Origin of the sequence: Kocuria sp. LHG3120 (assembly GCF_049897445.1) — a bacterium.
GTDB classification, from domain to species: domain Bacteria; phylum Actinomycetota; class Actinomycetes; order Actinomycetales; family Micrococcaceae; genus Kocuria; species Kocuria rosea.
Map to the genome: position 1 here is coordinate 129110 of NZ_JAFCWG010000006.1, position 21662 is coordinate 150771.

General features: G+C 72.4%; 18 protein-coding genes. 11 read left to right on the top strand and 7 right to left on the bottom strand.

The annotated features are described in order from the left end of the window. Window positions 1-27: 27 nt before the first annotated feature. The 3 genes from ACP7CD_RS13025 to ACP7CD_RS13035 form a co-directional block, all read right to left on the bottom strand. The gene (locus ACP7CD_RS13025; RefSeq protein ID WP_426120354.1) at window positions 28-3351 is read right to left on the bottom strand and encodes a beta-phosphoglucomutase family hydrolase; all 3324 of its coding nucleotides are present in this window, start codon (window positions 3349-3351) and stop codon (window positions 28-30) included. A 196-nt stretch (window positions 3352-3547) separates the two neighbouring features. Beyond that, a complete protein-coding gene (locus ACP7CD_RS13030; protein WP_426120355.1) occupies window positions 3548-5143 on the bottom strand; it encodes a sensor histidine kinase in 1596 nt (531 codons plus the stop codon). A 25-nt stretch (window positions 5144-5168) separates the two neighbouring features. Beyond that, window positions 5169-5915: a response regulator transcription factor gene (locus ACP7CD_RS13035; RefSeq protein WP_017832172.1), complete on the bottom strand. Its 747-nt coding sequence runs from the start codon at window positions 5913-5915 to the stop codon at window positions 5169-5171. Between the two features lie 238 nt (window positions 5916-6153). On the opposite strand from ACP7CD_RS13035, the gene ACP7CD_RS13040 reads away from it, so the two are divergent. The 8 genes from ACP7CD_RS13040 (at window position 6154) to ACP7CD_RS13075 (ending at window position 13989) form a co-directional block, all read left to right on the top strand. Further along, window positions 6154-7380 (top strand): heparan-alpha-glucosaminide N-acetyltransferase domain-containing protein, encoded by a 1227-nt coding sequence (locus ACP7CD_RS13040; protein WP_017832173.1) that lies wholly within the window; start codon window positions 6154-6156, stop codon window positions 7378-7380. Between the two features lie 34 nt (window positions 7381-7414). Next, window positions 7415-8701, top strand: coding sequence for a serine hydroxymethyltransferase (glyA, locus tag ACP7CD_RS13045; protein WP_017832174.1), 1287 nt, complete (start codon window positions 7415-7417; stop codon window positions 8699-8701). Window positions 8702-8703: 2 nt separating this feature from the next. Beyond that, a complete protein-coding gene (locus ACP7CD_RS13050) occupies window positions 8704-9591 on the top strand; it encodes a bifunctional methylenetetrahydrofolate dehydrogenase/methenyltetrahydrofolate cyclohydrolase (RefSeq protein WP_426120356.1) in 888 nt (295 codons plus the stop codon). Between the two features lie 126 nt (window positions 9592-9717). Beyond that, window positions 9718-10245, top strand: a complete 528-nt coding sequence (locus ACP7CD_RS13055) for a hypothetical protein (protein WP_031282329.1) — start codon at window positions 9718-9720, stop codon at window positions 10243-10245. Window positions 10246-10320: 75 nt separating this feature from the next. Beyond that, window positions 10321-11157 carry an exodeoxyribonuclease III gene (locus ACP7CD_RS13060; RefSeq protein ID WP_426120357.1) on the top strand — a complete coding sequence of 279 codons (837 nt, stop codon included), beginning with the start codon at window positions 10321-10323 and terminating at the stop codon, window positions 11155-11157. A gap of 57 nt (window positions 11158-11214) precedes the next feature. Continuing rightward, window positions 11215-12279, top strand: coding sequence for a tryptophan--tRNA ligase (gene trpS, locus ACP7CD_RS13065; protein ID WP_017832178.1), 1065 nt, complete (start codon window positions 11215-11217; stop codon window positions 12277-12279). Window positions 12280-12307: 28 nt separating this feature from the next. Beyond that, complete coding sequence (locus tag ACP7CD_RS13070) at window positions 12308-12871, top strand: 2'-5' RNA ligase family protein (protein ID WP_017832179.1); 564 nt, start codon at window positions 12308-12310, stop codon at window positions 12869-12871. Between the two features lie 11 nt (window positions 12872-12882). Then, entirely contained in the window at window positions 12883-13989 is a 1107-nt protein-coding gene (locus tag ACP7CD_RS13075; RefSeq protein ID WP_017832180.1) for a YihY/virulence factor BrkB family protein, read from the top strand. Window positions 13990-14064: 75 nt separating this feature from the next. Here the strand turns inward: ACP7CD_RS13075 and ACP7CD_RS13080 are convergent, their stop codons facing one another. From ACP7CD_RS13080 to sdhC, 4 genes are all read right to left on the bottom strand, one after another. Then, complete coding sequence (locus tag ACP7CD_RS13080) at window positions 14065-15036, bottom strand: succinate dehydrogenase iron-sulfur subunit (RefSeq protein WP_017832181.1); 972 nt, start codon at window positions 15034-15036, stop codon at window positions 14065-14067. Next, entirely contained in the window at window positions 15036-16787 is a 1752-nt protein-coding gene (sdhA, locus tag ACP7CD_RS13085) for a succinate dehydrogenase flavoprotein subunit (protein ID WP_017832182.1), read from the bottom strand. The genes ACP7CD_RS13080 and sdhA overlap by 1 nt, the downstream gene beginning before the upstream one ends. Before the next feature lie 108 nt (window positions 16788-16895). Beyond that, window positions 16896-17384 carry a succinate dehydrogenase hydrophobic membrane anchor subunit gene (locus tag ACP7CD_RS13090; protein WP_017832183.1) on the bottom strand — a complete coding sequence of 163 codons (489 nt, stop codon included), beginning with the start codon at window positions 17382-17384 and terminating at the stop codon, window positions 16896-16898. A 5-nt stretch (window positions 17385-17389) separates the two neighbouring features. Then, complete coding sequence (gene sdhC / locus ACP7CD_RS13095) at window positions 17390-17770, bottom strand: succinate dehydrogenase, cytochrome b556 subunit (protein ID WP_017832184.1); 381 nt, start codon at window positions 17768-17770, stop codon at window positions 17390-17392. Window positions 17771-17994: 224 nt separating this feature from the next. Here sdhC and ACP7CD_RS13100 point away from each other — a divergent pair, with 224 nt between their 5' ends. From ACP7CD_RS13100 to ACP7CD_RS13110, 3 genes are all read left to right on the top strand, one after another. Continuing rightward, window positions 17995-19122, top strand: coding sequence for a mannose-1-phosphate guanylyltransferase (locus tag ACP7CD_RS13100; RefSeq protein ID WP_017832185.1), 1128 nt, complete (start codon window positions 17995-17997; stop codon window positions 19120-19122). A 39-nt stretch (window positions 19123-19161) separates the two neighbouring features. Continuing rightward, on the top strand, window positions 19162-20409 hold the full coding sequence (locus tag ACP7CD_RS13105; RefSeq protein ID WP_017832186.1) for an amidohydrolase: 1248 nt from the start codon (window positions 19162-19164) through the stop codon (window positions 20407-20409). Between the two features lie 107 nt (window positions 20410-20516). Next, a complete protein-coding gene (locus ACP7CD_RS13110) occupies window positions 20517-21626 on the top strand; it encodes a BMP family lipoprotein (RefSeq protein ID WP_017832187.1) in 1110 nt (369 codons plus the stop codon). The last annotated feature ends 36 nt before the right edge of the window (window positions 21627-21662 follow it).

The window sequence follows — 21662 nt, forward strand, 5'->3', positions numbered from 1 at the left end:
CCTAGCGGCGGGCCCGCCGCCCGCGGCTCAGACGCCCTGCCGCGTGACGGCCGGCCGCGGGGCGCGCTGGTGCCCGTGCTGGATGGCCACGCGGATCTTCTGGCCGCCCTTGAGCACGTACTCCGCGCCGTGCACGTGGATCGTGACGTCGTCCGCGCGCCGGGAGGCCCCCTCGAGCTCCAGGACGTGGTGGTCGATGCAGACCCGGATCACCTGGCCGCGGTACAGCACCGTGAACGAGACGGTGTCCAGCTGGCTCGGCAGGGCCGGGTCGAACTCGAGCCAGCCGCCGCGCACGCGCAGCCCCGCGTAGGCGCGGGTCACGACGTCGACGGAGCCGGCCATGGCGCCCAGGTGGATGCCCTCGCCCGTGGTCCCGCCCTGGGTGTCGTCGAGGTCCACCAGGAGGGAGTCCTGGAACGCGGACCACGAACGGTCCGGGTTCAGCCAGGCGAGCACCGAGGCGTTGACCACCCGGGACAGGGAGGAGCCGTGCGAGGACCGCGCGATGTAGAAGTCGACGGTGCGCTCGATGGCGGCGTGGTCCACCTCGTAGCCCATCCGGCCGAGCTCCTCGACCAGGCCGTCGGGGCCGAAGAGGTAGACCAGCATGATCGTGTCGGCCTGCTTGGCCAGCTTGTAGTTGTTGGTCATGTCGCCCTCGTTCTCCAGCAGGAGGTCGAGGCGGCCGATGTTGCGGTACTTGGCCCGGTAGTACTCCCAGTCCAGCTCGTCGAGGTCGTCGTAGCCGTGGAACTGGCTGATGGTGCCGTCCGTGTTGAACGGCACGAACATCCGCTCGGCCATCCGCTGCCAGGTCCCGACCTCCTCGGCCGAGAGGTCGAAGCGGGCGGAGAGCTCCTCGCGCTGGTGCTCCACCATGTCGTGGAAGATGTGCGCGCTGTGCCGGAACAGCCAGGCCGCCAGCACGTTCGTGTAGGCGTTGTCCTTCAGCCCGCCGCCGTGCTGGCCGCGCGGGCCGTCGTGGTACTCGTCCGGGCCCATGACGCCGGCGATGTGGTAGCGGCCGTCCGCGGGGTCGTAGTCGGTGAGGGACGCGAACAGCCGGGTGATCCCGATGATCAGCTCCGAGCCCTGCCCCGCCAGCCAGTCGAGGTCACCGGTGGTCTCGTAGTAGATCCAGGCGTTGTAGGCGATCGCGAGGCCCACGTGGAACTGCCGCCACGAGTTGTCCGGCAGCCACCGGTTGGAGTGGTGGTTGAACAGCTCCGGCGGGGTCTCCTCCCGGCCGTCGGAGCCGGACTGCCACGGGAACGCCGCGCCCTCGAGCCCGAACTCGGTGGCCCGGTGCTTGGCCATGGGCAGCCGGCGCCACCGGTAGGAGAGCAGGGCGCGCGTCACCTGCGGCTGGTGCAGGTTGACGACCGGGAGGATGTAGAGCTCGTCCCAGAAGATGTGCCCCCGGTAGCCCTCGCCGTGCAGGCCGCGGGCCGGGACCCCGGCGTCGCGCAGGGACATGTGCGGCGCCAGCGTCTGGGCCACGTGGAACAGGTGCACCCGCAGCGCCAGCTGGGTGATGGCCAGCTCCCCGGTGCGCTCCTCCGGGTCCGGGCACACGTCCACGTCGAAGCGGTCCCACAGCAGGGACCACTCGATCTCGTGCGAGGGCAGCAGGCCCCGGACGCCGCTGGGGTTGCGGTCGAGCTCCGCGAGGGCGCCCTCGCGGGGCGAGCCGATCGCGGCGTCGCGGCTCGTGACCACGGCCGTGGTCGAGTCGATGATCACCGGGCGGCCGTCGGCGATGTTGACCTGGTGGCGGCGGAACTCGGTGCCGCCGGGCCGGATCTCGCGGCGCTCCCGGACGTTCTGGCCGCCCTCGATGGTGGTGCGCTGGGCCGTGGTGATCTCGATCTTGGACTGGGTGGTGCGCACGTGCGAGAGCAGGGTCTCGTGGTCGTCGGGCAGCGAGGTCGACTCGAGGTCCACCAGGTGGTGGTCGTTGAGGTCCTGGTACTCCGCGACCCCGTTGTTGCGCACGCTGGGGTCGATGCCCGTGCGCAGGTGCAGCCGCCCCGAGAACCCCCGGGCGGTCACCGTGGTCTCCTGCGCCCCCAGGTGGCGGAAGCGCAGCGACACGATGCGGCGCTGGACGATCTCCAGCCGGGCGTGGGCCCCGTCCTCGCCCCGGTCGCCGTTGAGGTCGGTGAGGATCAGGGACCGGATGAGCAGCCCGCGGCGCAGGTCGAGCTCGATCCGCTCCTCGGACGGGCGCAGCCCGCCCTCCGACCACCAGTCGCCGCCGGAGACCCGCAGGTCCAGGTGGGTCCAGTTGGGGGCGTTGACCATGGACTCGTGCTCGACGTCGCGGCCGCTCAGGTGGCTCACCACCCGGTTGAAGATGCCGGCCAGGTAGTTGCCGGGGTAGTGCACCCCGTTGTCGGGGAACTCGCAGGCCGACCCGCGCACGCCCATGTAGCCGTTCGCCAGCGTCAGCAGGGTCTCCCGCCGGGCCTCGGTGGCCGGGTCGAAGCCCTCGAAGACCAGCTTCCAGGGGTCGTCGCGGCGGGCGCCGAGGTCGAGCTCGCCGACGTCGTTGAGCACGACCGTGGCCCCGGCCCGGTACAGGTCCTTGCGCTCGCCGTGGCGGCGGATCCCCACCACCATGCCGAAGCCGCCGGCGGCGGCGGCCTGCACCCCGGACACGGCGTCCTCCACCACCGCGGACCGGGCCGGGTTCACCCCGAGCATCTTCGCGCAGGTCAGGAACGTGTCCGGCGCCGGCTTGCCGGGCAGCCCGTGCTCGGCCGCGAAGTGGCCGTCCACGATGATGTCGAAGGAGTCCTGCAGCCCGGCCGCCGCCAGCACGGGGACGCTGTTGCGGCTCGCGGTGACGAGACCCACCGGCACCCCGGCGGCGCGCAGCCGCTCGATGAGCGCCACGGTCTTCTCGAACACCCGGACGCCCTGGACCTGCAGGGCGTCCTGGAAGTAGGTGTTCTTCAGCACGGCCTGGCCCTGCACCGTCCACGCCCCCGGCGTCTCGTCGCCCTCCGGCAGGCAGGCGCCCCGGGCGGCGAGCAGGGAGCGGATCCCGTCCTCGCGCCGCCGCCCGTCCACGTAGTGACGGTAGTCGGCGTCGGCGTCGAAGGGTCGGCGGTCCACCGTGGTGCCGGCCTCGGCCGGCTCGAGCCGGTCGTCGGCCAGGATCGCGTCGAAGAGAGTCTTCCAGGCCGTCGCGTGCACGGCGGCGGTGTCCGTGACCACCCCGTCCATGTCGAAGATCACGGCCTCGTGGGGGATGCGCAGCTGGTCGACCGCCTGCGGCAGCGCGTCCGCGCCCTGGATGCGCGGCAGGGAGGCGGTGAACGGGGCGGTGGGCAGTGCGTTCACGAGAGTTCCTCCGGAAGGTGGGTGCGGCGTCCGCGACCCCTCGGAACCGCACGGAGAAACCCCCAGCACGCGGCACGCGACGGACCCCGGACGCGGCGTTGCGGTTTGGCACTGGAGCGGGGACGGCCGTCCGTGCCGACGGTTCCTGACCAGCTCATTAAACGGCCCGGGGGCCGCGGGGGCAAGCCGCGTCCGCTCAGCGGTCGGCCAGGGGGAGGCGGACGGTGAACCGGGTGCGGCCCGGGACGCTGCTGACGTCGATCCGCCCGTGGTGGGCGCGCACGATGGCGTCGACGATCGAGAGGCCCAGGCCGGCGCCGCGGGAGCTCGCGGCGCGGGCGTGGTCCTCCCGGGCGAAGCGGGAGAAGATGTGCTCGAGGAAGTCGGCGCCGATGCCGGGGCCGTCGTCGCCCACGGCGAGCACGGCCTCGCCGCCGGGCCCCGGTCCGGCGCCCGCCTCCGTCCCGAGCGAGGCCGTGACCGTCGTCCCCGCGGGCGTGTGCTGGTGGGCGTTGGCGAGCAGGTTGATGAGCACCTGGCGCAGCTGGGCCGGGTCCCCGCGCACGAGCACGGGCTCGTCGGGCAGCTCGAGGCGCCAGACGTGGCCGGGCGCCGCGACCCGGAGGTCGCTGACGGTCTCGACCACCAGCTCGAGGAGGTCGACGTCCTCGGTGACCACGGCCCGGCCCTCGTCCAGGCGCGCGAGCAGCAGCAGGTCCTCGACGAGCGCGGTCATCCGGGCCGCCTCGGACTCCACCCGGGACAGGGAGCTGCGGCCCTGCGCGCTCATCGGCTCCGTGAGCCGGATCAGCTCCGCGTAGCCGCGGATGCTGGCCAGGGGAGTGCGCAGCTCGTGGCTGGCGTCGGCCACGAACCGGCGCACGCGCGTCTCGCTGCGCTGGCGGGTAGCAAGCGCGTGGGCGACGTTGTCCAGCATCCGCCCGAAGGCGTGGCCGAGCCGGCCCACCTCCGTGTCCGGGTGCGCGGCCGGCGCCACGGCCCCCACCGGCAGGACCACCTCCCCGTGGTCGAGGTCGAGCTCCGAGACGCGGGTCGCCACGTCGGAGAGCCGCTCCACGGGGCGCAGGGTGCGCCGGACGACGACGAGCCCGACCAGCCCCGTGGCGGCGATGGCGCCGGTCGAGATCGCCGCGGTGCTCACCCCGAAGCTGCGCAGGGTGTCCTCCTTGTCGGCCAGCGGCAGACCGGTCAGCACGAGGCCCCAGTCCCACGGGTCGTCGACCACCAGCACGCGGTAGCCGCCCACGGCCAGCTCCACGTCCACGGGGCCCCACTGCCGGCCCCCCTCCTCGTCCGACTCGGCGCCGAGCGCCGTCACGAGCTCCCCGATCCGCCGCCGGTCCTCGTCGGTCAGCTCCTGCCGCGTCCCGTCGGGGGCGAAGAGCCCGGCGCGGACCACCTCGCCGTCGACGACCCGGGCGTTGAGGGTGCCGGCGCCCTGCGCGGGGACGTCCATCATGGCCTCGAGCTCCTCCGAGGGCCCGGCGGCGGCACGGACCCCGTACTCGATCGTGCGGAACGAGGCGTCCCGGACCCGGCCGTCCAGCTGCTCGCCCAGGGACACGTTGAGGACCGCGAGACCCAGGGCGCCCACGGCGGCGCACGCGACGGTCAGCAGCGCCAGGACCGTCAGCAGCAGCTTGGTGCGCAGCTGCAGCGCCCGTCCCGCTCCCCGCGGCCGGGCCCGCGCCCCGGTCGCCTCCGGGTCCGTGGGACCGGTGCCCGTCGGGCCGGTGGCGGTCGGATCGGTGCTCGTGGGACCGGTGCTCATGGGGCGGCACGTCCTCGGCGGGTGCTCACTCGGCCGGTTTGAGCACGTAGCCGGCGCCGCGCACGGTGTGGATCATGGGCGGGCGCCCGGCGTCGATCTTCTTGCGCAGGTAGGAGATGTAGAGCTCCACCACGTTGGTCTGGCCGCCGAAGTCGTAGCCCCAGACCTGCTCGAGGAGCTGCGGCTTGCTCAGCACCCGGCGCGCGTTCTCCATGAGGCAGCGGAGCAGGTCGAACTGGGTGGCCGTCAGCGCGATCTCGTCGCCCCCGCGGCTGACCTCCCGGGTGTCCGCGTTGAGCACGAGGTCGCCCACGACCAGCTCCGCGGCGTCCGGGTGGGCGATGCCCGCGCGCTGCACCAGGCGGTGCAGCCGCAGCAGCAGCTCCTCCATGTCGAACGGCTTCGTCACGTAGTCGTCCCCGCCCGCCGCCAGGCCGGTGATGCGGTCCTCGGTGCTGTCCTTCGCGGTGAGGAACAGGGCCGGGACGGTGGGGGAGAAGGAGCGGATCCGCTCGAGCACCTCCACCCCCGAGCAGCCCGGGAGCATGACGTCCAGCACCAGGACGTCGGGCCGGAAGCCGCGGGCCTCGGCCACCGCGGCGTCCCCGTCGTGGGCGGAGCGCACCTGCCAGCCCAGCATCGACAGCCCCATGGACACCATCTGGGCCAGCAGCGGCTCGTCGTCGACGACGAGCGCGCGCACCGGTGCCCCGTCGGGGTGCCGCAGGCGCGGGAGGTCCACGGCGGTGGGCCGCTGCACGGGCTCGGTCACGACGGAATCCCTCCTGGTCCCCGCCGGCGGCACCGGCGTCCTCGGACCGTCCTCAGCGTAGCGCCGCACCGGCCCCCGATCACCTGCGGATCGTTTGCGGACGCACTTCACAGCCCCGGCACAGGAACCCGATAAGAGCGCCACATCCCCGTCTGCTGGAGTGGATCCACGACCGGGCCCGGAGGCCCGGACCCCCGGGCAGGTGCCCGCGGGGCACCACGAGAGGGGAACCACCGCCATGCTGCACACCCGCCACCCCGCCGGACAGGCCCGGGCCGCGGCGCCGTCCGCGGGCCCGCCCGCCCGCCGGCGCCTGGTCGGGATCGACGCGGCCCGCGGCCTCGCCCTGCTCGGCATGGTCTCCGTGCACATCCTGCCGTCCTGGGACCCGGAGACCTTCGAGGCCACCGCCCAGTGGACGCTGTTCTCGGGCCGGGCCGCCGCCCTCTTCGCCCTCCTCGCCGGCGTGGGCCTGGCCCTCGGCTCGGGCGGGACCCGGGTGCACGAGGGCCGGCGGGCGACCGCCGACCGGGCCGGCCTGCTCGTGCGCGCGGTGCTCATCACCGCGCTGGGGCTGCTGATCAACCAGCTCTCGCCCGGCGACCCGCCCGCCTACAACATCCTGGTCTACTACGGCGTGTTCTTCCTGCTCGCCCTGCCCTTCCTGCACCTGTCCGTGCGCGCCCTGCTCGCCTGGGCGGCGGGGCTCGCCGTGCTCGGTCCCGTGCTGGTGCACTCGCTCGGCCCCGTGCTGCCCGGGTTCACCGTCTACAACCCCGGCCTCGCCGAGCTCGTCACCGAGCCGGGCACCACCCTCGCCCAGCTGCTCGTGACCGGTTCGTACCCCGGGGTGACGTACCTCGTCTACCTCCTCGCAGGCCTGGCCCTGGGCCGGCTGGACCTCTCGGCCGTGCGCACGCAGGCCGGCCTCGCGATCGGCGGGGCCGCGCTCGCGGTGTTCTCCGCCGTCACCTCCTGGTTGCTGCTGCACCCCCTCGGCGGCATCGAGCGGCTGCTCGCCGCGAGCCCCTCCCTGGACCGGGGGGACGTCCAGGACGTCCTCGTGTACGGGCCGGACCCCGTCCTGCCCTCCGCCACCTGGTGGTGGCTGGCCGTGACCGGGCCGCACACCAACACCCCGCTCGCCCTGCTGAGCGGGGTGGGCACCGGCGCCCTCGTGCTCGGCCTGTGCCTCCTCGTGGCCCGCCGGGCCGGGCACGTGCTGCTGCCGCTGGTCGCGGCCGGCTCGATGACACTCACCCTGTACTCGGCGCACCTGCTCGGGCTCTTCCTGGAGCTGCACTACGAGCAGCCGGTGCTGTGGTTCCTCGTGCACGTCCTGGTGGGCACCGTGTTCGCCGTCCTGTGGCACCGCGCCCGGGGCCAGGGACCCCTCGAGCGGGTCGTCGGCCGGGCCGCCCACGCCGGACGGGACCGGGTGCTCCGCCATCGCCTAAACTCGTAGACGGTCCACCCAGGTCCCCGACTTCAGGAGCGGCATGTCCACGAGCACGTCCCCGTCCGTCACCAACCAGCCCCTCGCCGAGGTCGATCCGGAGATCGCGGCGGCGATCGCCGACGAGCTCGGCCGCCAGCGCGGCACCCTCGAGATGATCGCCTCCGAGAACTTCGCGCCCCGGGCGGTCCTCGAGGCCCAGGGCTCGGTGCTGACGAACAAGTACGCCGAGGGCTATCCCGGGCGCCGCTACTACGGCGGCTGCGAGTTCGTCGACGTCGTCGAGAACCTGGCCCGGGACCGGGCCACGGCCCTGTTCGGCGCCGAGCACGCCAACGTGCAGCCGCACTCGGGCGCCCAGGCCAACACGGCCGTCATGCAGGCGCTCATGACCCCCGGCGACAAGCTGATGGGCCTCTCCCTGGCCCACGGCGGCCACCTCACCCACGGGATGAAGCTCAACGTCTCCGGCAAGCTCTACGAGATCGCGGCCTACGAGGTCGACCCCGACACCTACACGATCGACATGGACAGGGTCCGGGAGCAGGCCCTCGCCGAGCGCCCGCAGGTCATCGTGGCCGGCTGGTCCGCGTACTCGCGGGAGCTGGACTTCGAGGCGTTCCGCGCGGTCGCCGACGAGGTCGGGGCGAAGCTGTGGGTGGACATGGCCCACTTCGCCGGCCTCGTGGCCGCGGGCCTGCACGCCAACCCCGTGCCGCACGCCCACGTGGTCACCTCGACCGTGCACAAGACCCTCGCCGGACCCCGCTCCGGCGTGATCCTGACCACGGGCGAGCTCAAGAAGAAGATCGACTCCGCCGTCTTCCCGGGCCAGCAGGGCGGCCCGCTCATGCACGCCATCGCGGGCAAGGCCGTGGCCTTCAAGATCGCGGCCACCGAGGAGTTCCGCGCCCGCCAGGAGCGCACGGTCGAGGGCGCCCGGATCCTCGCCGAGCGCCTCGGGGCCGACGACGTCGCCCGGGCCGGGGTGTCCGTGCTGACCGGCGGCACCGACGTGCACCTGGTGCTGGTGGACCTGCGCGACTCCGAGCTGGACGGCAAGCAGGCCGAGGACCTCCTGCACCGGGCGGGGATCACCGTCAACCGCAACGCCGTGCCGTGGGACCCGCGGCCGCCGATGGTCACCTCCGGGCTGCGGATCGGCACCCCCGCGCTGGCCACGCGCGGCTTCGGCGCACCGCAGTTCGAGGAGGTCGCCGAGATCATCGCCACCGCCCTGAAGCCCGGGGCCGACATCGACGCCCTGCGGGCCCGCGTGGACCGGCTGGCCGCGGACTTCCCGCTCTACGACGGCCTCGAGGAGTGGTGAGCGTGGGCGCACGGATCCTCGACGGACGGGCGGCCTCCGCCGCCATCAGGACCGAGCTCGCCGAGCGCGTGGCCGTGCTGGCGGAGCGGGGGGTCACCCCCGGCCTCGGCACGGTGCTGGTGGGCGAGGACCCCGCCTCGCACTCCTACGTGGGCGGCAAGCACAAGGACTGCGCCGAGGTCGGCATCTCCTCGATCCGCCGCGACCTGCCCGCGGACGTCTCCCAGGAGGAGCTCGAGCGCGTCCTCGACGAGCTCAACGCGGACCCCGCGTGCACCGGCTACATCGTCCAGCTGCCGCTGCCCGGGCACATCGACACCAACGCCATCCTCGAGCGCATCGACCCGGACAAGGACGCCGACGGGCTGCACCCGACCAACCTCGGCCGCCTCGTGCTCAACGTCTCCGAGCCGATGACCTCCCCGCTGCCGTGCACGCCGAACGGGGTGATCGAGCTGCTGCGCCGCAACGACGTCGAGCTCGCGGGCCGGCACGTGCTCGTCGTGGGCCGCGGCGTGACCGTCGGACGGCCGATCGGGCTGCTGCTGACCCGCAAGGAGATCAACGCCACGGTCACCCTCGCCCACACCGGCACGCAGGACCTCGACGCGCTGCTGGCCCAGGCCGACGTCGTCGTGGCCGCCGCCGGGCGGCCGCACATGATCACGGCCGACAGCCTCAAGGACGGCGTGGTGCTCCTCGACGTCGGGGTCTCCCGCGTGGAGGACCCCGAGACTGGAAAGAAGAGGCTCACCGGGGACATCGACCCGGCCGCCGCGCAGAAGGCCTCCTGGATCTCCCCCAACCCCGGCGGGGTGGGGCCCATGACCCGGGCCATGCTGCTGCTCAACGTGGTGGAGACCGCGGAGCGGCACGCCGGCCTCCGCTGAGCGCCGTCCACCGCGCCGCGCCCCCGGGAGCCCTCGCTCCCGGGGGCGCGGCCGTCCCCGGCGCGGGGCGGGGACGGCGCCCGCGCCGGTTCGTGGCCCGGGCCGGGATTTGAGACAATGGGGACCATGCGCTCCCTCGGATCCCCGACCCCGTCCACCGCCCCGGCCGCCGAGCCCGCCTCCCGCACCGCCCTGTGGGGCACGGTGATCGGACTGGCCGTGCTCGTGGTGATCTTCGTGGTGGCGCTGCTGCAGGCCGCGAACGCCAACTCGTGGCTGGGCTGGGCGCTCGCCGGCATCGCCCTCGGCTGGCTGCTGCTCGCCACCTGGGTGGTGCTCATGGTCCGCAAGGCCGCCCGCTTCGGCCGCCGGCAGGTCGACGAGGCCCGGGAGCAGCTGCGCACCGGCTCCGGCCGCGCCCCCACCGTCACCGGGTCCGCCGCCGCCGGCTCCATGCGGGACGAGAAGCTCTCCCACAGCTTCCAGATCGTCCTGGTCCAGTCCAAGGTGATCAAGCAGGAGCTCGCCGCGCTGCCCGTCGAGGGCCCCGAGCGCGAGGCGCTGGACCGCGCCCTCGACACCATCGACATCACGGCCGGCAACGGGATGAGCATGCTGCGCCAGGAGCCCCTCAGCGGCACCGTGGTCGACTGACCCCGACCGCCCCGCGGCACGAACCCCCGCAGCACGACCCCCGCTCACCACCACCCGGAAGCCAGGTGCCCCCGCATGTCCCGCCCCGAGAACGTCCTGCGCGTCGCCACCGTCAACGTCAACGGCATCCGCGCCGCCTACAAGCGCGGCATGGCCGACTGGCTGGCGGGCCGTGACGTCGACATCCTGTGCCTGCAGGAGGTCCGGGCCCCCGACCGGATCGTCCGGGACCTGCTCGACGAGCAGGTGTGGGACGTCCACCACGCCGAGGCCGCCGACAAGGGCCGGGCGGGCGTGGCCGTGGCCACCCGCCGGGACGCCCGGGACGGGTCCCTGCTGCCCGTGCGGCGGCGCGACTCCATCGGCCACGAGCACTTCGAGACCGCGGGCCGGTGGGTCGAGACGGACCACGACCTGGCCGACGGCCCCACGCTCACCGTGGTCTCGGCCTACGTCCACTCCGGGGAGGTCGGCACCCCCCGCCAGGACGACAAGTACCGCTTCCTCGACGTCATGAGCGAGCGGCTGCCCGAGCTCGCCCGCACGCGGGAGCACGTGCTCGTCGTCGGCGACCTCAACGTGGGGCACACCGAGCTCGACATCAAGAACTGGAAGGGCAACGTCAAGAACGCCGGCTTCCTGCCCGAGGAGCGCGCCTACTTCGACCGCTTCTTCGGCGAGCACGGGTACAAGGACGTCGCCCGGGAGCTGGCCGGACCGGTCCCCGGGCCGTACACGTGGTGGTCGTACCGCGGCAAGGCCTTCGACACCGACGCCGGGTGGCGCATCGACTACCACATGGCCACCCCGGGGCTCGCGGCCCGGGCGGTGACCGCCGCCGTGGACCGCGCCCCCAGCTACGACACGCGCTTCTCCGACCACGCGCCCGTGGTGGTCGACTACCAGCTCTGACCCGTTCGCCCGCTCCGCGCCCCCGCCGGCGCCCGCCCGATCGAAGGACCCCGCACCGTGACCCCTGAGCCCGTACCGTTCGACGTCCCCACCGCCTCCGGCAGACCCCGTGTCGTCTCGGGGGTGCAGCCCTCGGCGGACTCCCTGCACCTGGGCAACTACGTGGGGGCCGTGCGCAACTGGGTGGACCTGCAGGACGACAACGAGTGCGTGTTCTTCGTGGCCGACCTGCACGCCATCACCGCCGAGCAGGACCCGGCCGCCCTGGCCCAGCGGACCCGTGTCACGGCGGCCCAGTACATCGCCGCGGGCATCGACCCCGAGCGCTCCACCCTGCTGGTGCAGTCCCACGTGCCCGAGCACGCCCAGCTGGCCTGGGCGCTCAACTGCATCACGGGCTTCGGCGAGGCGTCCCGGATGACGCAGTTCAAGGACAAGTCCGCCCGGCAGGGCGCCGAGAACGCCACGGTCGGCCTGTTCGCCTACCCGGTGCTCATGGCCGCCGACATCCTGATCTACCAGGCGCACCAGGTCCCGGTGGGGGAGGACCAGCGCCAGCACCTCGAGCTGACCCGCAACCTCGCCCAGCGCTTCAACACCCGCTTCGGGGACACGTTCGTGGTGCCGGACGCGAAGATCCTCGCCGAGTCCGCCAAGGTCTACGACCTGCAGAACCCCACCGCCAAGATGTCCAAGTCCGCCGCGTCCGAGAGCGGGCTGATCCGGCTGCTCGACCCGGCCAAGAAGAACGCGAAGAAGATCAAGTCCGCGGTCACCGACGACGGCACGGAGATCCGCTTCGACCGCGAGGCCAAGCCGGGCATCGCCAACCTGCTGACCGTGTACTCGGCGCTCACCGGCCGGCCCGTGGCCGACCTCGTGGCGGAGTACGAGGGGAAGCTCTACGGCCACCTCAAGGTGGGGCTGGCCGAGGTGGTCACCGAGACCCTGGACCCGATCCAGGCCCGCGCCCAGGAGCTGCTGGACGACCCCGCGGAGCTGGACCGCCTCCTCGCCCGGGGCGCCGAGAAGGGCCGCGAGATCACCGTCCGGACCCTGGCGGGGGTCTACGACCGGATGGGCTTCCTGCCGCGCCTGGGCGGGTCCGGGGGGCTGGGCTAGGCTGGGTCCCGTCCTGTGAGGAGTTGAGTTGACCCGAACGCAGCAGTCCCCCACCATCCGCCCCGGCCAGGTGTACGCGGGCGTGGTGATCGAGCTGCCCGAGCCCGTGGGCCGGGAGCTCCAGGACTGGCGCGCGTCCTTCGGGGACCCCGCCTCCTACGCCGTGCCGGCGCACATCACGCTGATGATCGCCCCGCAGGCGGAGCGCTGGGCGGACGTCGTGCAGCGGGTCGGGGCCGTGGCCCGCGAGTGGGAGCCGTTCCGGGTGGAGATCAACGGCACCGGCACGTTCCGCCCCGTGAGCCCGGTGGTCTACCTGCGCATCCAGGAGGGCGAGGAGCAGTGCCGCGCGCTGCACGACGCCCTGCACGAGGAGCAGCTCGTCTCGGCGTCCCCCTTCGAGTTCCACCCCCACGTCACGATCGCCCAGGCCGTGGAGGAGGAGGACCTCGACCGCGCCCAGGAGATGCTGCGGACCTACCGCGCCGGGTTCCTCGTGGACCGGATCGGTCTCTACGAGCTCGACGGCCGGGGCGTCTGGCGGATCCGCGAGGAGTTCCCCTTCACGGGGCGCGACCGCGACCGGCGCTGAGCCGCCCGGCCATGAGCACCCGCGCCGGCCCCCGCACCGGCCCCGCCCCCGAGCTGCCGCCGCGCGCGATCGACCGCCACGGCATGCGGCGCGAGGCCCTGCGCCAGCGGGCGCTGCTGCGCGAGAAGCGGGCCGCCGGCGCCGGCGCCCTCGGGCTGGCCGGCTCGGTGCTCGCCGTGGCGCTCGCCGAGACCTACCGGCGGATGCCGGTCCGCGTGGTCCTGCACTACCTCTTCCACGGCGGGCCCCTCATGGCGGCGGGCCTGTCCTTCGTGCTGATCTTCGCGTCCACCGCCCTGCTGGTGATGGGCTTCTCCGTGATCGGCGTGTTCCTCGGCAACGACCCCCTGGTGCGCGACGCCGTGGTGGAGGCCGTGACCGAGCGCGTCCCCGGCCTGCTGGACACCGGGGACGGGGGAGTGGTCCCCCTCGAGCTGCTCGAGGACACCCGGCCCTTCACCCTGGCCACGGTGATCGGCGCCGCGGTCCTGTTCTTCTCCGGCTGGCGCTGGGTCTCCGGGGTGCGGCTCGCGTTCCGCCGGCTCTTCGAGGTGCCCCCCGCGCAGGGCCTGCCCATCGCGGCCGTGCCGCGGGACCTGCTGGGGCTGCTGCTGCTGGGCGTGCTGCTCGCCCTCTCGGTCGTGGCCAACGGCGCGGCCTCGGGCCTCCTGGGCTTCCTGCTGGACACCGCCGGCGAGCTCGGCTGGGGCAGCGGCCCCGACTGGCTGCGCACCGGGCTGACCTGGGCGCTGAGCACCCTGCTCGTCGTCGTGCTGGACGCCCTGTTCGCCCTCGAGCTCGTGCGGGGCGTGGCCGGGCTGCGGATCACCCGCCGCGCCCTGACCGTCACCGTGCTCGCCGCGGCGGCCGGCAGCTTCGCGCTGCGCTACATCGGGGGCACGGTGGTCGCCGGGGCCACCACCAACCCGTACCTGCTCTCGGTCGCCCTCGTGGTGGGCGTGCTCCTGTGGTTCTACCTGTTCAACCAGATCCTGCTGTTCTCGGCCGCGATCGGGGCGATCGTGCACGCGGACCAGCGCGGCGGGCGGGTGCACCCCGACGGGGAGAACGTGGCGATCACCGTGGTGCCCATGGCCACCCTGACCGGGCGCCGCTGAGCCGCCGCCGCGCACGGACGACGGCGGCCCGCCCCCTGCCGTGCAGGGGACGGGCCGCGGCGGCCTGGGGCACGCTCACATGGAGCGGCTCAGGATGGCGTTCTTGACCTCGGCGATGGCCTTCGTGACCTGGATGCCGCGCGGGCACGCCTCGGTGCAGTTGAAGGTCGTGCGGCAGCGCCACACGCCCTCCTTGTCGTTGAGGATCTCCAGGCGCAGGTCCCCCGCGTCGTCGCGGGAGTCGAAGATGAACCGGTGCGCGTTGACGATCGCCGCCGGACCGAAGTACTGGCCGTCGGTCCAGAACACGGGGCAGGACGACGTGCACGCGGCGCACAGGATGCACTTGGTGGTGTCGTCGAAGCGCGCCCGGTCCTCCTGGGACTGGTAGCGCTCCATGGTCGGCTCGTTGCCGCCGGCCACGAGGAACGGCATGATCTCGCGGTAGGACTGGAAGAACGGCTCCATGTCCACGATCAGGTCCTTCTCGCACGGCAGGCCCTTGATGGGCTCCACCGTGACGGGCTTGGACAGGTCGAGGTCCTTGAGCAGCACCTTGCAGGCGAGGCGGTTCTGGCCGTTGATGCGCATGGCGTCCGAGCCGCACACGCCGTGCGCGCAGGAGCGGCGGAAGGACAGCGAGCCGTCGATCTCCCACTTCACCTTGTGCAGGGCGTCCAGCACGCGGTCGGTGCCGTACATGGTCAGCTTGTACTCGTCCCAGCGGACCTCGTCGGAGACCTCCGGGTTGTAGCGGCGGATCTGCAGGGTGAGGTCGAAGGTCGGGATCTCGTCGCTGCCCTGCTGCTCCTCGGGCAGGTCCACGCGCGCGGCGGGCTCCCCGCCCTCGGCGTTCTCGGCGGCGGGGTCCACGGCCGGGGCCGCGGCCTCGTCGCGCTCGTCGACCGACCCGGCGTCCGCGTCGGTCTTGTAGCCGGCACGGTCGTCCTGGGCGTGGCCCGGGGCGTGGCCGTGCTCGGGGGCGCGGTCCTGGGGGTCGTCGTCGCGGCCGTCCTCGGGCCGGTCGGGAGTGTGTGCGGTAGACATCAGTACTTACGCTCCATGGGCTCGTAGCGGGTGAAGATGACGGGCTTCGTCTCCTGCCGGATCCCCGCGGTGGGGGAGGAGGGGTCGAGGTAGACCATCGAGTGCTTCATGAAGTTGGCGTCGTCGCGCTCCGGGAAGTCCTCCCGGAAGTGCCCGCCGCGGGACTCGGTGCGGTGCAGGGCGGCCACGGTCATGACCTTCGCGAGCTGCAGGAGGAAGCCGAGCTCCACGGCCTCCAGCAGGTCCAGGTTGAAGCGCTTGCCCTTGTCCTGGATGGAGATGTTCGCGTACCGGGCCTCGAGGGCGGCGATGTCGTCCAGCGCCGTCTGCAGGGTGTCGGCGGTGCGGAACACCTGGACGTTGAGGTCCATGGTGTCCTGCAGGTCCTTGCGGATCGCGGCGACCTTCTCGGTGCCGGTGCCGTTGCGGGCGTTGTCGAGCAGCGCCACGGTGCTGTCCAGGGCGGTGTCCGGCACGGGCACGAACTCGGCCCGCTGCGCGTACTCGGCGGCGTAGATGCCGGCGCGCTTGCCGAACACGTTGATGTCCAGCAGCGAGTTGGTGCCCAGGCGGTTGGAGCCGTGCACGGACACGCAGGCGACCTCGCCGGCGGCGTACAGGCCCGGGACCACGTTCTCGTTGTCCTGGAGCACCTCGGCCTTGATGTTGGTCGGGATGCCGCCCATGGCGTAGTGGCAGGTCGGGAACACCGGGACGGGCTCGGTGTAGGGCTCCACGCCCAGGTACGTGCGGGCGAACTCCGTGATGTCGGGCAGCTTCGCGTCGATGTGCGCCGGCTCCAGGTGGGTGAGGTCGAGCAGGACGTAGTCCTTGTTCGGCCCGGCGCCGCGGCCCTCGCGCACCTCGTTGGCCATGGAGCGGGCCACGATGTCGCGGGGGGCGAGGTCCTTGATGGTCGGGGCGTAGCGCTCCATGAACCGCTCGCCGTCGGCGTTGCGCAGGATCCCGCCCTCGCCGCGGGCGGCCTCGGAGACGAGGATGCCCAGCCCGGCCAGGCCGGTGGGGTGGAACTGGATGAACTCCATGTCCTCGAGGGGCAGGCCGTTGCGGAACGCGATGGCCATGCCGTCGCCGGTGAGCGTGTGGGCGTTGGAGGTCGTCTTGTAGACCTTGCCCGCCCCGCCGGAGGCGAAGACCACGGACTTGGCCTGGAAGACGTGCAGCTCCCCGGAAGCGAGGTCGTAGGAGACGACGCCGGCGACGCGGCGCTGGCCGTCGACCTCGGTCATGATCAGGTCCAGGACGTAGTACTCGTTGAAGAACTCCACGTTGTGCTTGATGCAGTTCTGGTACAGCGTCTGGAGGATCATGTGGCCGGTGCGGTCCGCGGCGTAGCAGGCGCGGCGCACGGGGGCCTTGCCGTGGTCGCGGGTGTGGCCGCCGAAGCGTCGCTGGTCGATCTTGCCCTCGGGGGTGCGGTTGAACGGCAGGCCCATCTTCTCGAGGTCGAGGACGGCGTCGATGGCCTCCTTGGCCATCACCTCGGCGGCGTCCTGGTCGACCAGGTAGTCACCGCCCTTGATGGTGTCGAACGTGTGCCACTCCCAGTTGTCCTCCTCGACGTTGGCGAGGGCCGCGCACATGCCGCCCTGCGCCGCGCCGGTGTGGGACCGCGTGGGGTACAGCTTGGTCAGTACGGCAGTGCGGGAGCGCTGACCGGCCTCGATGGCGGCGCGCATACCGGCACCACCGGCGCCGATGATGACCACGTCGTACTTGTGAACCTGCATACCGGTTGTTCTTTCTGTTGGGTGTTCCGTCGGATGTGCTGGGGCCCGGTCGCCTGTGACCGGACGGCGGAGACGGCCCGCCGCGGGGCGGGCCGTCTCCGGCAGGGATCAGCCCGCGGTGCAGAAGCTCGCGAGCAGCGCGGGGTCCGCGCCGGCCGGGCAGGGCTCGAAGGTGAAGATGACGAGGGTGCCGAGCAGGATCACGAAGGCGGACGTGGTGAAGAGGAAGACCTTCAGCCAGAACCGGGTCCGGTCCTTCTCCGCGTAGTCGTCGATGATCACGCGCAGCCCGTTCGTGCCGTGCAGCATCGCCAGCCACAGCAGGAGCATGTCGAAGACCTGCCAGAACGGGCTGGCCCACTTGCCGGCCACGAACGCGAAGTCGACGGCGTTCACGCCGCCCTCCGGGCCCACGAGGTTGACCCAGAGGTGGACGAAGACGAGCACCAGCAGGATCACGCCGGACAGGCGCATGAACAGCCACGCGAACATCTCGAAGTTGTTGCGGCGGGACGAGGAGCGGTTGTACTTGATGCCGTTGACCTCGAGGTCCTTGCTCCGGGGGACCGAGATGCTTGCCTTGAGCGGAGTGCTCATAGTGATTAACCCCCGAAGACGTGGGACAGGTGACGGATGAGGAAGGGGATCATGACGACGACCCACAGGGCCAGGACGCCCCAGAGCATCTGCTTCTGGTACTTGGTGCCGCTGGACCAGAAGTCGACCATGATGATGCGCAGGCCGTTGAAGGCGTGGTAGACGATGGCCGCCACGAGGCCGGCCTCGCCCAGGCCCATGACCGGGTTCTTGTAGGTCGCCATGACCGCGTTGTAGGCCTCGGGGGAGACCCGCACGAGCGCCGTGTCCAGGACGTGGACCAAGAGAAAGAAGAAGATGGCCACGCCGGTGATGCGATGGGCCACCCAGGACCACTGGCCATGAGCCTGGCCGCGGTACAGGGTGCCCTTGGATGTCTTCGCCACTGAAAAACCTCCCTGAGTCGCTCGCCGTCGTGCGCTCTAGAAATGTTCGGGAATTCGCACTGCGCACGACGTGAGCGGAGCCCTCCGGCTCTGTGTCGGATGATGCGCGAGTTCCCTCCCACGATACCAGCACGACCGGTGTTTACTGACAGGCTGTCCCGCACGGGCGCACGGGTTCCGCCGCGCGCGCACGTCGTTTTCCGCGGGCTCCCGGGCGACGTCGTATGGTGTTCTCCGTGACCTCCCCACTCGCGCACTTCCACCCCTTCATCCCTGCCGGAGGGGTGGGCTCCCGGCTGTGGCCCCTCTCCCGGGCCGACGCCCCCAAGTTCCTGCTCGACCTCACCGGCTCCGGCTCCTCCCTGCTCCGCGCCACGTACGACCGGCTCGCGGGCCTGGGCGACGGCCCGGTCATGGTCGTGACCGGGCGCACGCACGCGGCCGCGGTCTGCCGCCAGCTCCCGGAGCTCTCCACCGGCGACCTCGTGCTCGAGCCGTCCCCGAAGGACTCGGCGGCGGCCATCGGCCTGGCCTGCATGCTCGTCCAGCGCCGCGACCCCGAGGCGATCATCGGGTCCTTCGCGGCCGACCACGTGATCGAGCCCGCCGGCGCCTTCCAGGACGTGGTCCGGGAGGCCGTGGCCGCGGCGGCCTCGGGGCGGATCGTGACGATCGGGATCCCGCCGAGCTCCCCGGCCACCGGCTTCGGCTACATCCGGGCCGGCGCCCAGCTCGGGCTGCCGGACGCGCCCCACGCCCTGCAGGTCGAGGAGTTCGTCGAGAAGCCCGACGAGGACACCGCCCGGCACTACGTGGCGAGCGGCAACTACACGTGGAACGCCGGGATGTTCGTGGCGCCCGCGTCCCTGATGCTGCGCCACCTCGCCGCGAGCCAGCCGGAGCTGCACGCGGGGCTCACCGAGATCGCCGACGCCTGGGGCACGCCCGCCCAGGACGAGGTGGTGGACCGGGTGTGGCCCGGGCTGCCCAAGATCGCGATCGACTACGCCGTGGCCGAGCCCGCGGCGGCCGCCGGGGACGTGGCCATGGTCCCGGCGAGCTTCACCTGGGACGACGTCGGGGACTTCGCCGCGATCCGGCGGCTCAACCACGTCGACCCCGAGACCGACCCCGACGTCACGGTCCTCGGCGACAACAGCCGGGTGCTCTCCGACAGCTCCAGCGGCATCGTCGTCTCGGACACGGGCCGGCTGATCGCGCTGATCGGGGTCGAGGACATCGTCGTCGTCGACACCCACGACGCGCTGCTGGTGACCACCCGGGAGCACGCCCAGCGCGTCAAGGACGCGGTGGCCTCCCTCAAGCAGAGCGGCAACACGGACGTCCTGTGAGCGTCGGGGGCGGCGCGCGCCCGGGAGTAGTCTGGACAGATGCCTGACGCGCCATCCTCCGCCGCGGCCCTGGAGGCCGGCCTCCCGCCCGCCATCGGCCCCCTGCTCAAGCGCTACCTGCCCGACCTGATCGCCTTCCGGCGGGACCTGCACCGCCACCCGGAGCTGTCCTACCAGGAGTTCCGCACCACGGATCGGATCGTGGGCGCCCTGGAGAACATGGGCCTGTCCCCGGTGCGGCTCTCGGACACCGGGTGCTACGTGGACATCGGGCACGGCCCGATCGGCGTGGGCCTGCGGGCGGACATCGACGCGCTGCCGATCCAGGAGGGCACGGGCCTCGAGTACTCCTCCGTCAACGACGGCGTGGCGCACTCCTGCGGGCACGACATCCACGCCACGGTGATGGTGGGCGTGGCCAAGGTGCTCGCGGACCTGCACCGGACCGCACACATCGCCGGGACCGTGCGGATCGTCTTCCAGCCCGCCGAGGAGCAGCTGCCCGGCGGCGCCCTCACCGTGCTGCGCCAGGGCGTCCTCGAGGGCGTGCCCCGGATGTTCGCCCTGCACTGCGAGCCCAAGGTCGACGTCGGCCAGGTCGGCACCCGGATCGGCGCGATCACGTCCGCCTCCGACACCGTGCGCATCGAGTTCACCGGCCGCGGCGGGCACACCTCCCGCCCCCACCTCACGCAGGACCTCGTCTACGCGATGGCCCAGATCGCCGTCAACGTCCCGGCCGTGCTCTCCCGGCGGATCGACGTGCGCTCCGGCGTGGCCGTGGTGTGGGGCCAGATGCACGCCGGCGTGGCGCCCAACGCCATCCCCGCCACCGGGTTCATGTCCGGGACGATGCGCTGCCTCGACGCCGACGCCTGGCACCGGGCGGGCACGCTGCTCGACGAGGTCGTGCACCAGGTGGCCGCGCCCTACGGGGTGGACGTGGAGCTGGAGCACATCCGCGGCGTCCCTCCCGTGGTCAACGGGGAGGTGGAGACCACCCTCATCGAGAACGCCGCCCGCGCCGAGCTCGGCGAGGACGCGGTGGTGCTGGTGCACCAGTCGATGGGCGGGGAGGACTTCGCGTGGTTCCTCCAGGAGGTGCCCGGGGCGATGATGCGGCTGGGCACGCGCACGCGGGGCGGGCACACCTACGACCTGCACCAGTCGGACTACGTGGCGGACGAGGCCGCGATCGGCTGCGGCATCCAGGTCATGACCAACACGGCCCTGCGCGCCATCCGGCTGCACTCCCGGCAGACACGGCCGGACGTCACCACGAATTAACGCGGGCCTCCGGCGCCCCGCCACTACCCGTGGGTAGAGTGGCACCACGTCGCGCTTGCCGCGTGACCGGGATCACCGCCCGGCCGCGCCCTTCTCCTGGAGGAACCATGACCTTCCCGCCCCGGACGTCCCGAGGAACCCGCCCGCTCTCCGCCGCCGCGCTGCTCGGCGCCTCCGCCCTCGTGCTCGCCGGCTGCGGCGCGGCCCCCGAGGAGGGCGGCGAGGCGCAGGAGCAGGCCACCGACTTCACCGGCTGCATCGTCTCCGACTCCGGCGGGTTCCAGGACCGCTCCTTCAACCAGAACTCCTACGAGGGCCTGCAGGCCGTCGAGGAGTCCATGGGCATCGAGGTCAACCAGGCCGAGTCCCAGGCCGAGACCGACTTCGAGCCCAACCTGACGTCCATGGTGCAGTCCGGGTGCGACCTCACGCTGTCCGTGGGCTTCCTCCTCGCCGACGCCACCCGGGCCGTGGCCGAGGCCAACCCCGAGTCCAACTTCGCGATCGTCGACGACGCCTCGATCGAGCTCGACAACGTCAAGCCGCTCGTCTACAACACGGCCGAGGCCGCGTTCCTCGCCGGCTACGTGGCGGCGGGCAGCACCCAGAGCGGGACCGTGGCGACCTACGGCGGCATGGACATCCCCACCGTGACGGTGTTCATGGACGGCTTCGCCGACGGCATCGACCACTACAACGAGACCAAGGGCGAGGACGTCCGGCTCCTGGGCTGGGACAAGGACTCCCAGGACGGCACCTTCGTCAACAGCTTCACCGACACCTCCGCGGCGAAGACCACCACGCAGAACTTCATCAACGAGGGCGCGGACATCGTGCTGCCCGTGGCCGGGCAGGCCGCCCTCGGCACCCTCGACGCCGTGGTCGAGGCCAACGGCGGGGGCGGCGACGAGGTCCGCTTCGTGTGGGTCGACGCCGACGGCTACGAGACCCTCGACCAGGGCCAGGAGTACCAGCTCACCTCGGTGCTCAAGCAGATGAGCACCTCCGTGCAGGACGTCGTCGAGTCGGCCGCCGAGGGCGAGTTCAGCAACGAGCCCTACGTCGGCACCCTCGAGAACGACGGCGTGGGCATCGCCCCGTTCCACGACCAGGAGGAGGCCGTGGGCGAGGAGCTCGCCGCCGAGGTCGAGCAGCTGCGCCAGGACATCATCGACGGCACGGTCACCGTCGAGTCCGAGAACTCGCCGCAGGCCTGATCCCGGACGACACCGACCACCGCACCCACCGCCGCC

Excerpts from the sequence above, each read along its gene's own strand:
- ACP7CD_RS13030 (WP_426120355.1), bottom strand. The coding sequence starts at position 5,143 with ATGAGCACCGGTCCCACGAGCACCGATCCGACCGCCACCGGCCCGACG.
- ACP7CD_RS13040 (WP_017832173.1), top strand. The coding sequence starts at position 6,154 with ATGCTGCACACCCGCCACCCCGCCGGACAGGCCCGGGCCGCGGCGCCG.
- glyA (WP_017832174.1), top strand. The coding sequence starts at position 7,415 with ATGTCCACGAGCACGTCCCCGTCCGTCACCAACCAGCCCCTCGCCGAG.
- ACP7CD_RS13055 (WP_031282329.1), top strand. The coding sequence starts at position 9,718 with ATGCGCTCCCTCGGATCCCCGACCCCGTCCACCGCCCCGGCCGCCGAG.
- ACP7CD_RS13060 (WP_426120357.1), top strand. The coding sequence starts at position 10,321 with ATGTCCCGCCCCGAGAACGTCCTGCGCGTCGCCACCGTCAACGTCAAC.
- ACP7CD_RS13075 (WP_017832180.1), top strand. The coding sequence starts at position 12,883 with ATGAGCACCCGCGCCGGCCCCCGCACCGGCCCCGCCCCCGAGCTGCCG.
- ACP7CD_RS13080 (WP_017832181.1), bottom strand. The coding sequence starts at position 15,036 with ATGTCTACCGCACACACTCCCGACCGGCCCGAGGACGGCCGCGACGAC.
- sdhA (WP_017832182.1), bottom strand. The coding sequence starts at position 16,787 with ATGCAGGTTCACAAGTACGACGTGGTCATCATCGGCGCCGGTGGTGCC.
- ACP7CD_RS13090 (WP_017832183.1), bottom strand. The coding sequence starts at position 17,384 with ATGAGCACTCCGCTCAAGGCAAGCATCTCGGTCCCCCGGAGCAAGGAC.
- ACP7CD_RS13100 (WP_017832185.1), top strand. The coding sequence starts at position 17,995 with ATGGTGTTCTCCGTGACCTCCCCACTCGCGCACTTCCACCCCTTCATC.
- ACP7CD_RS13105 (WP_017832186.1), top strand. The coding sequence starts at position 19,162 with ATGCCTGACGCGCCATCCTCCGCCGCGGCCCTGGAGGCCGGCCTCCCG.
- ACP7CD_RS13110 (WP_017832187.1), top strand. The coding sequence starts at position 20,517 with ATGACCTTCCCGCCCCGGACGTCCCGAGGAACCCGCCCGCTCTCCGCC.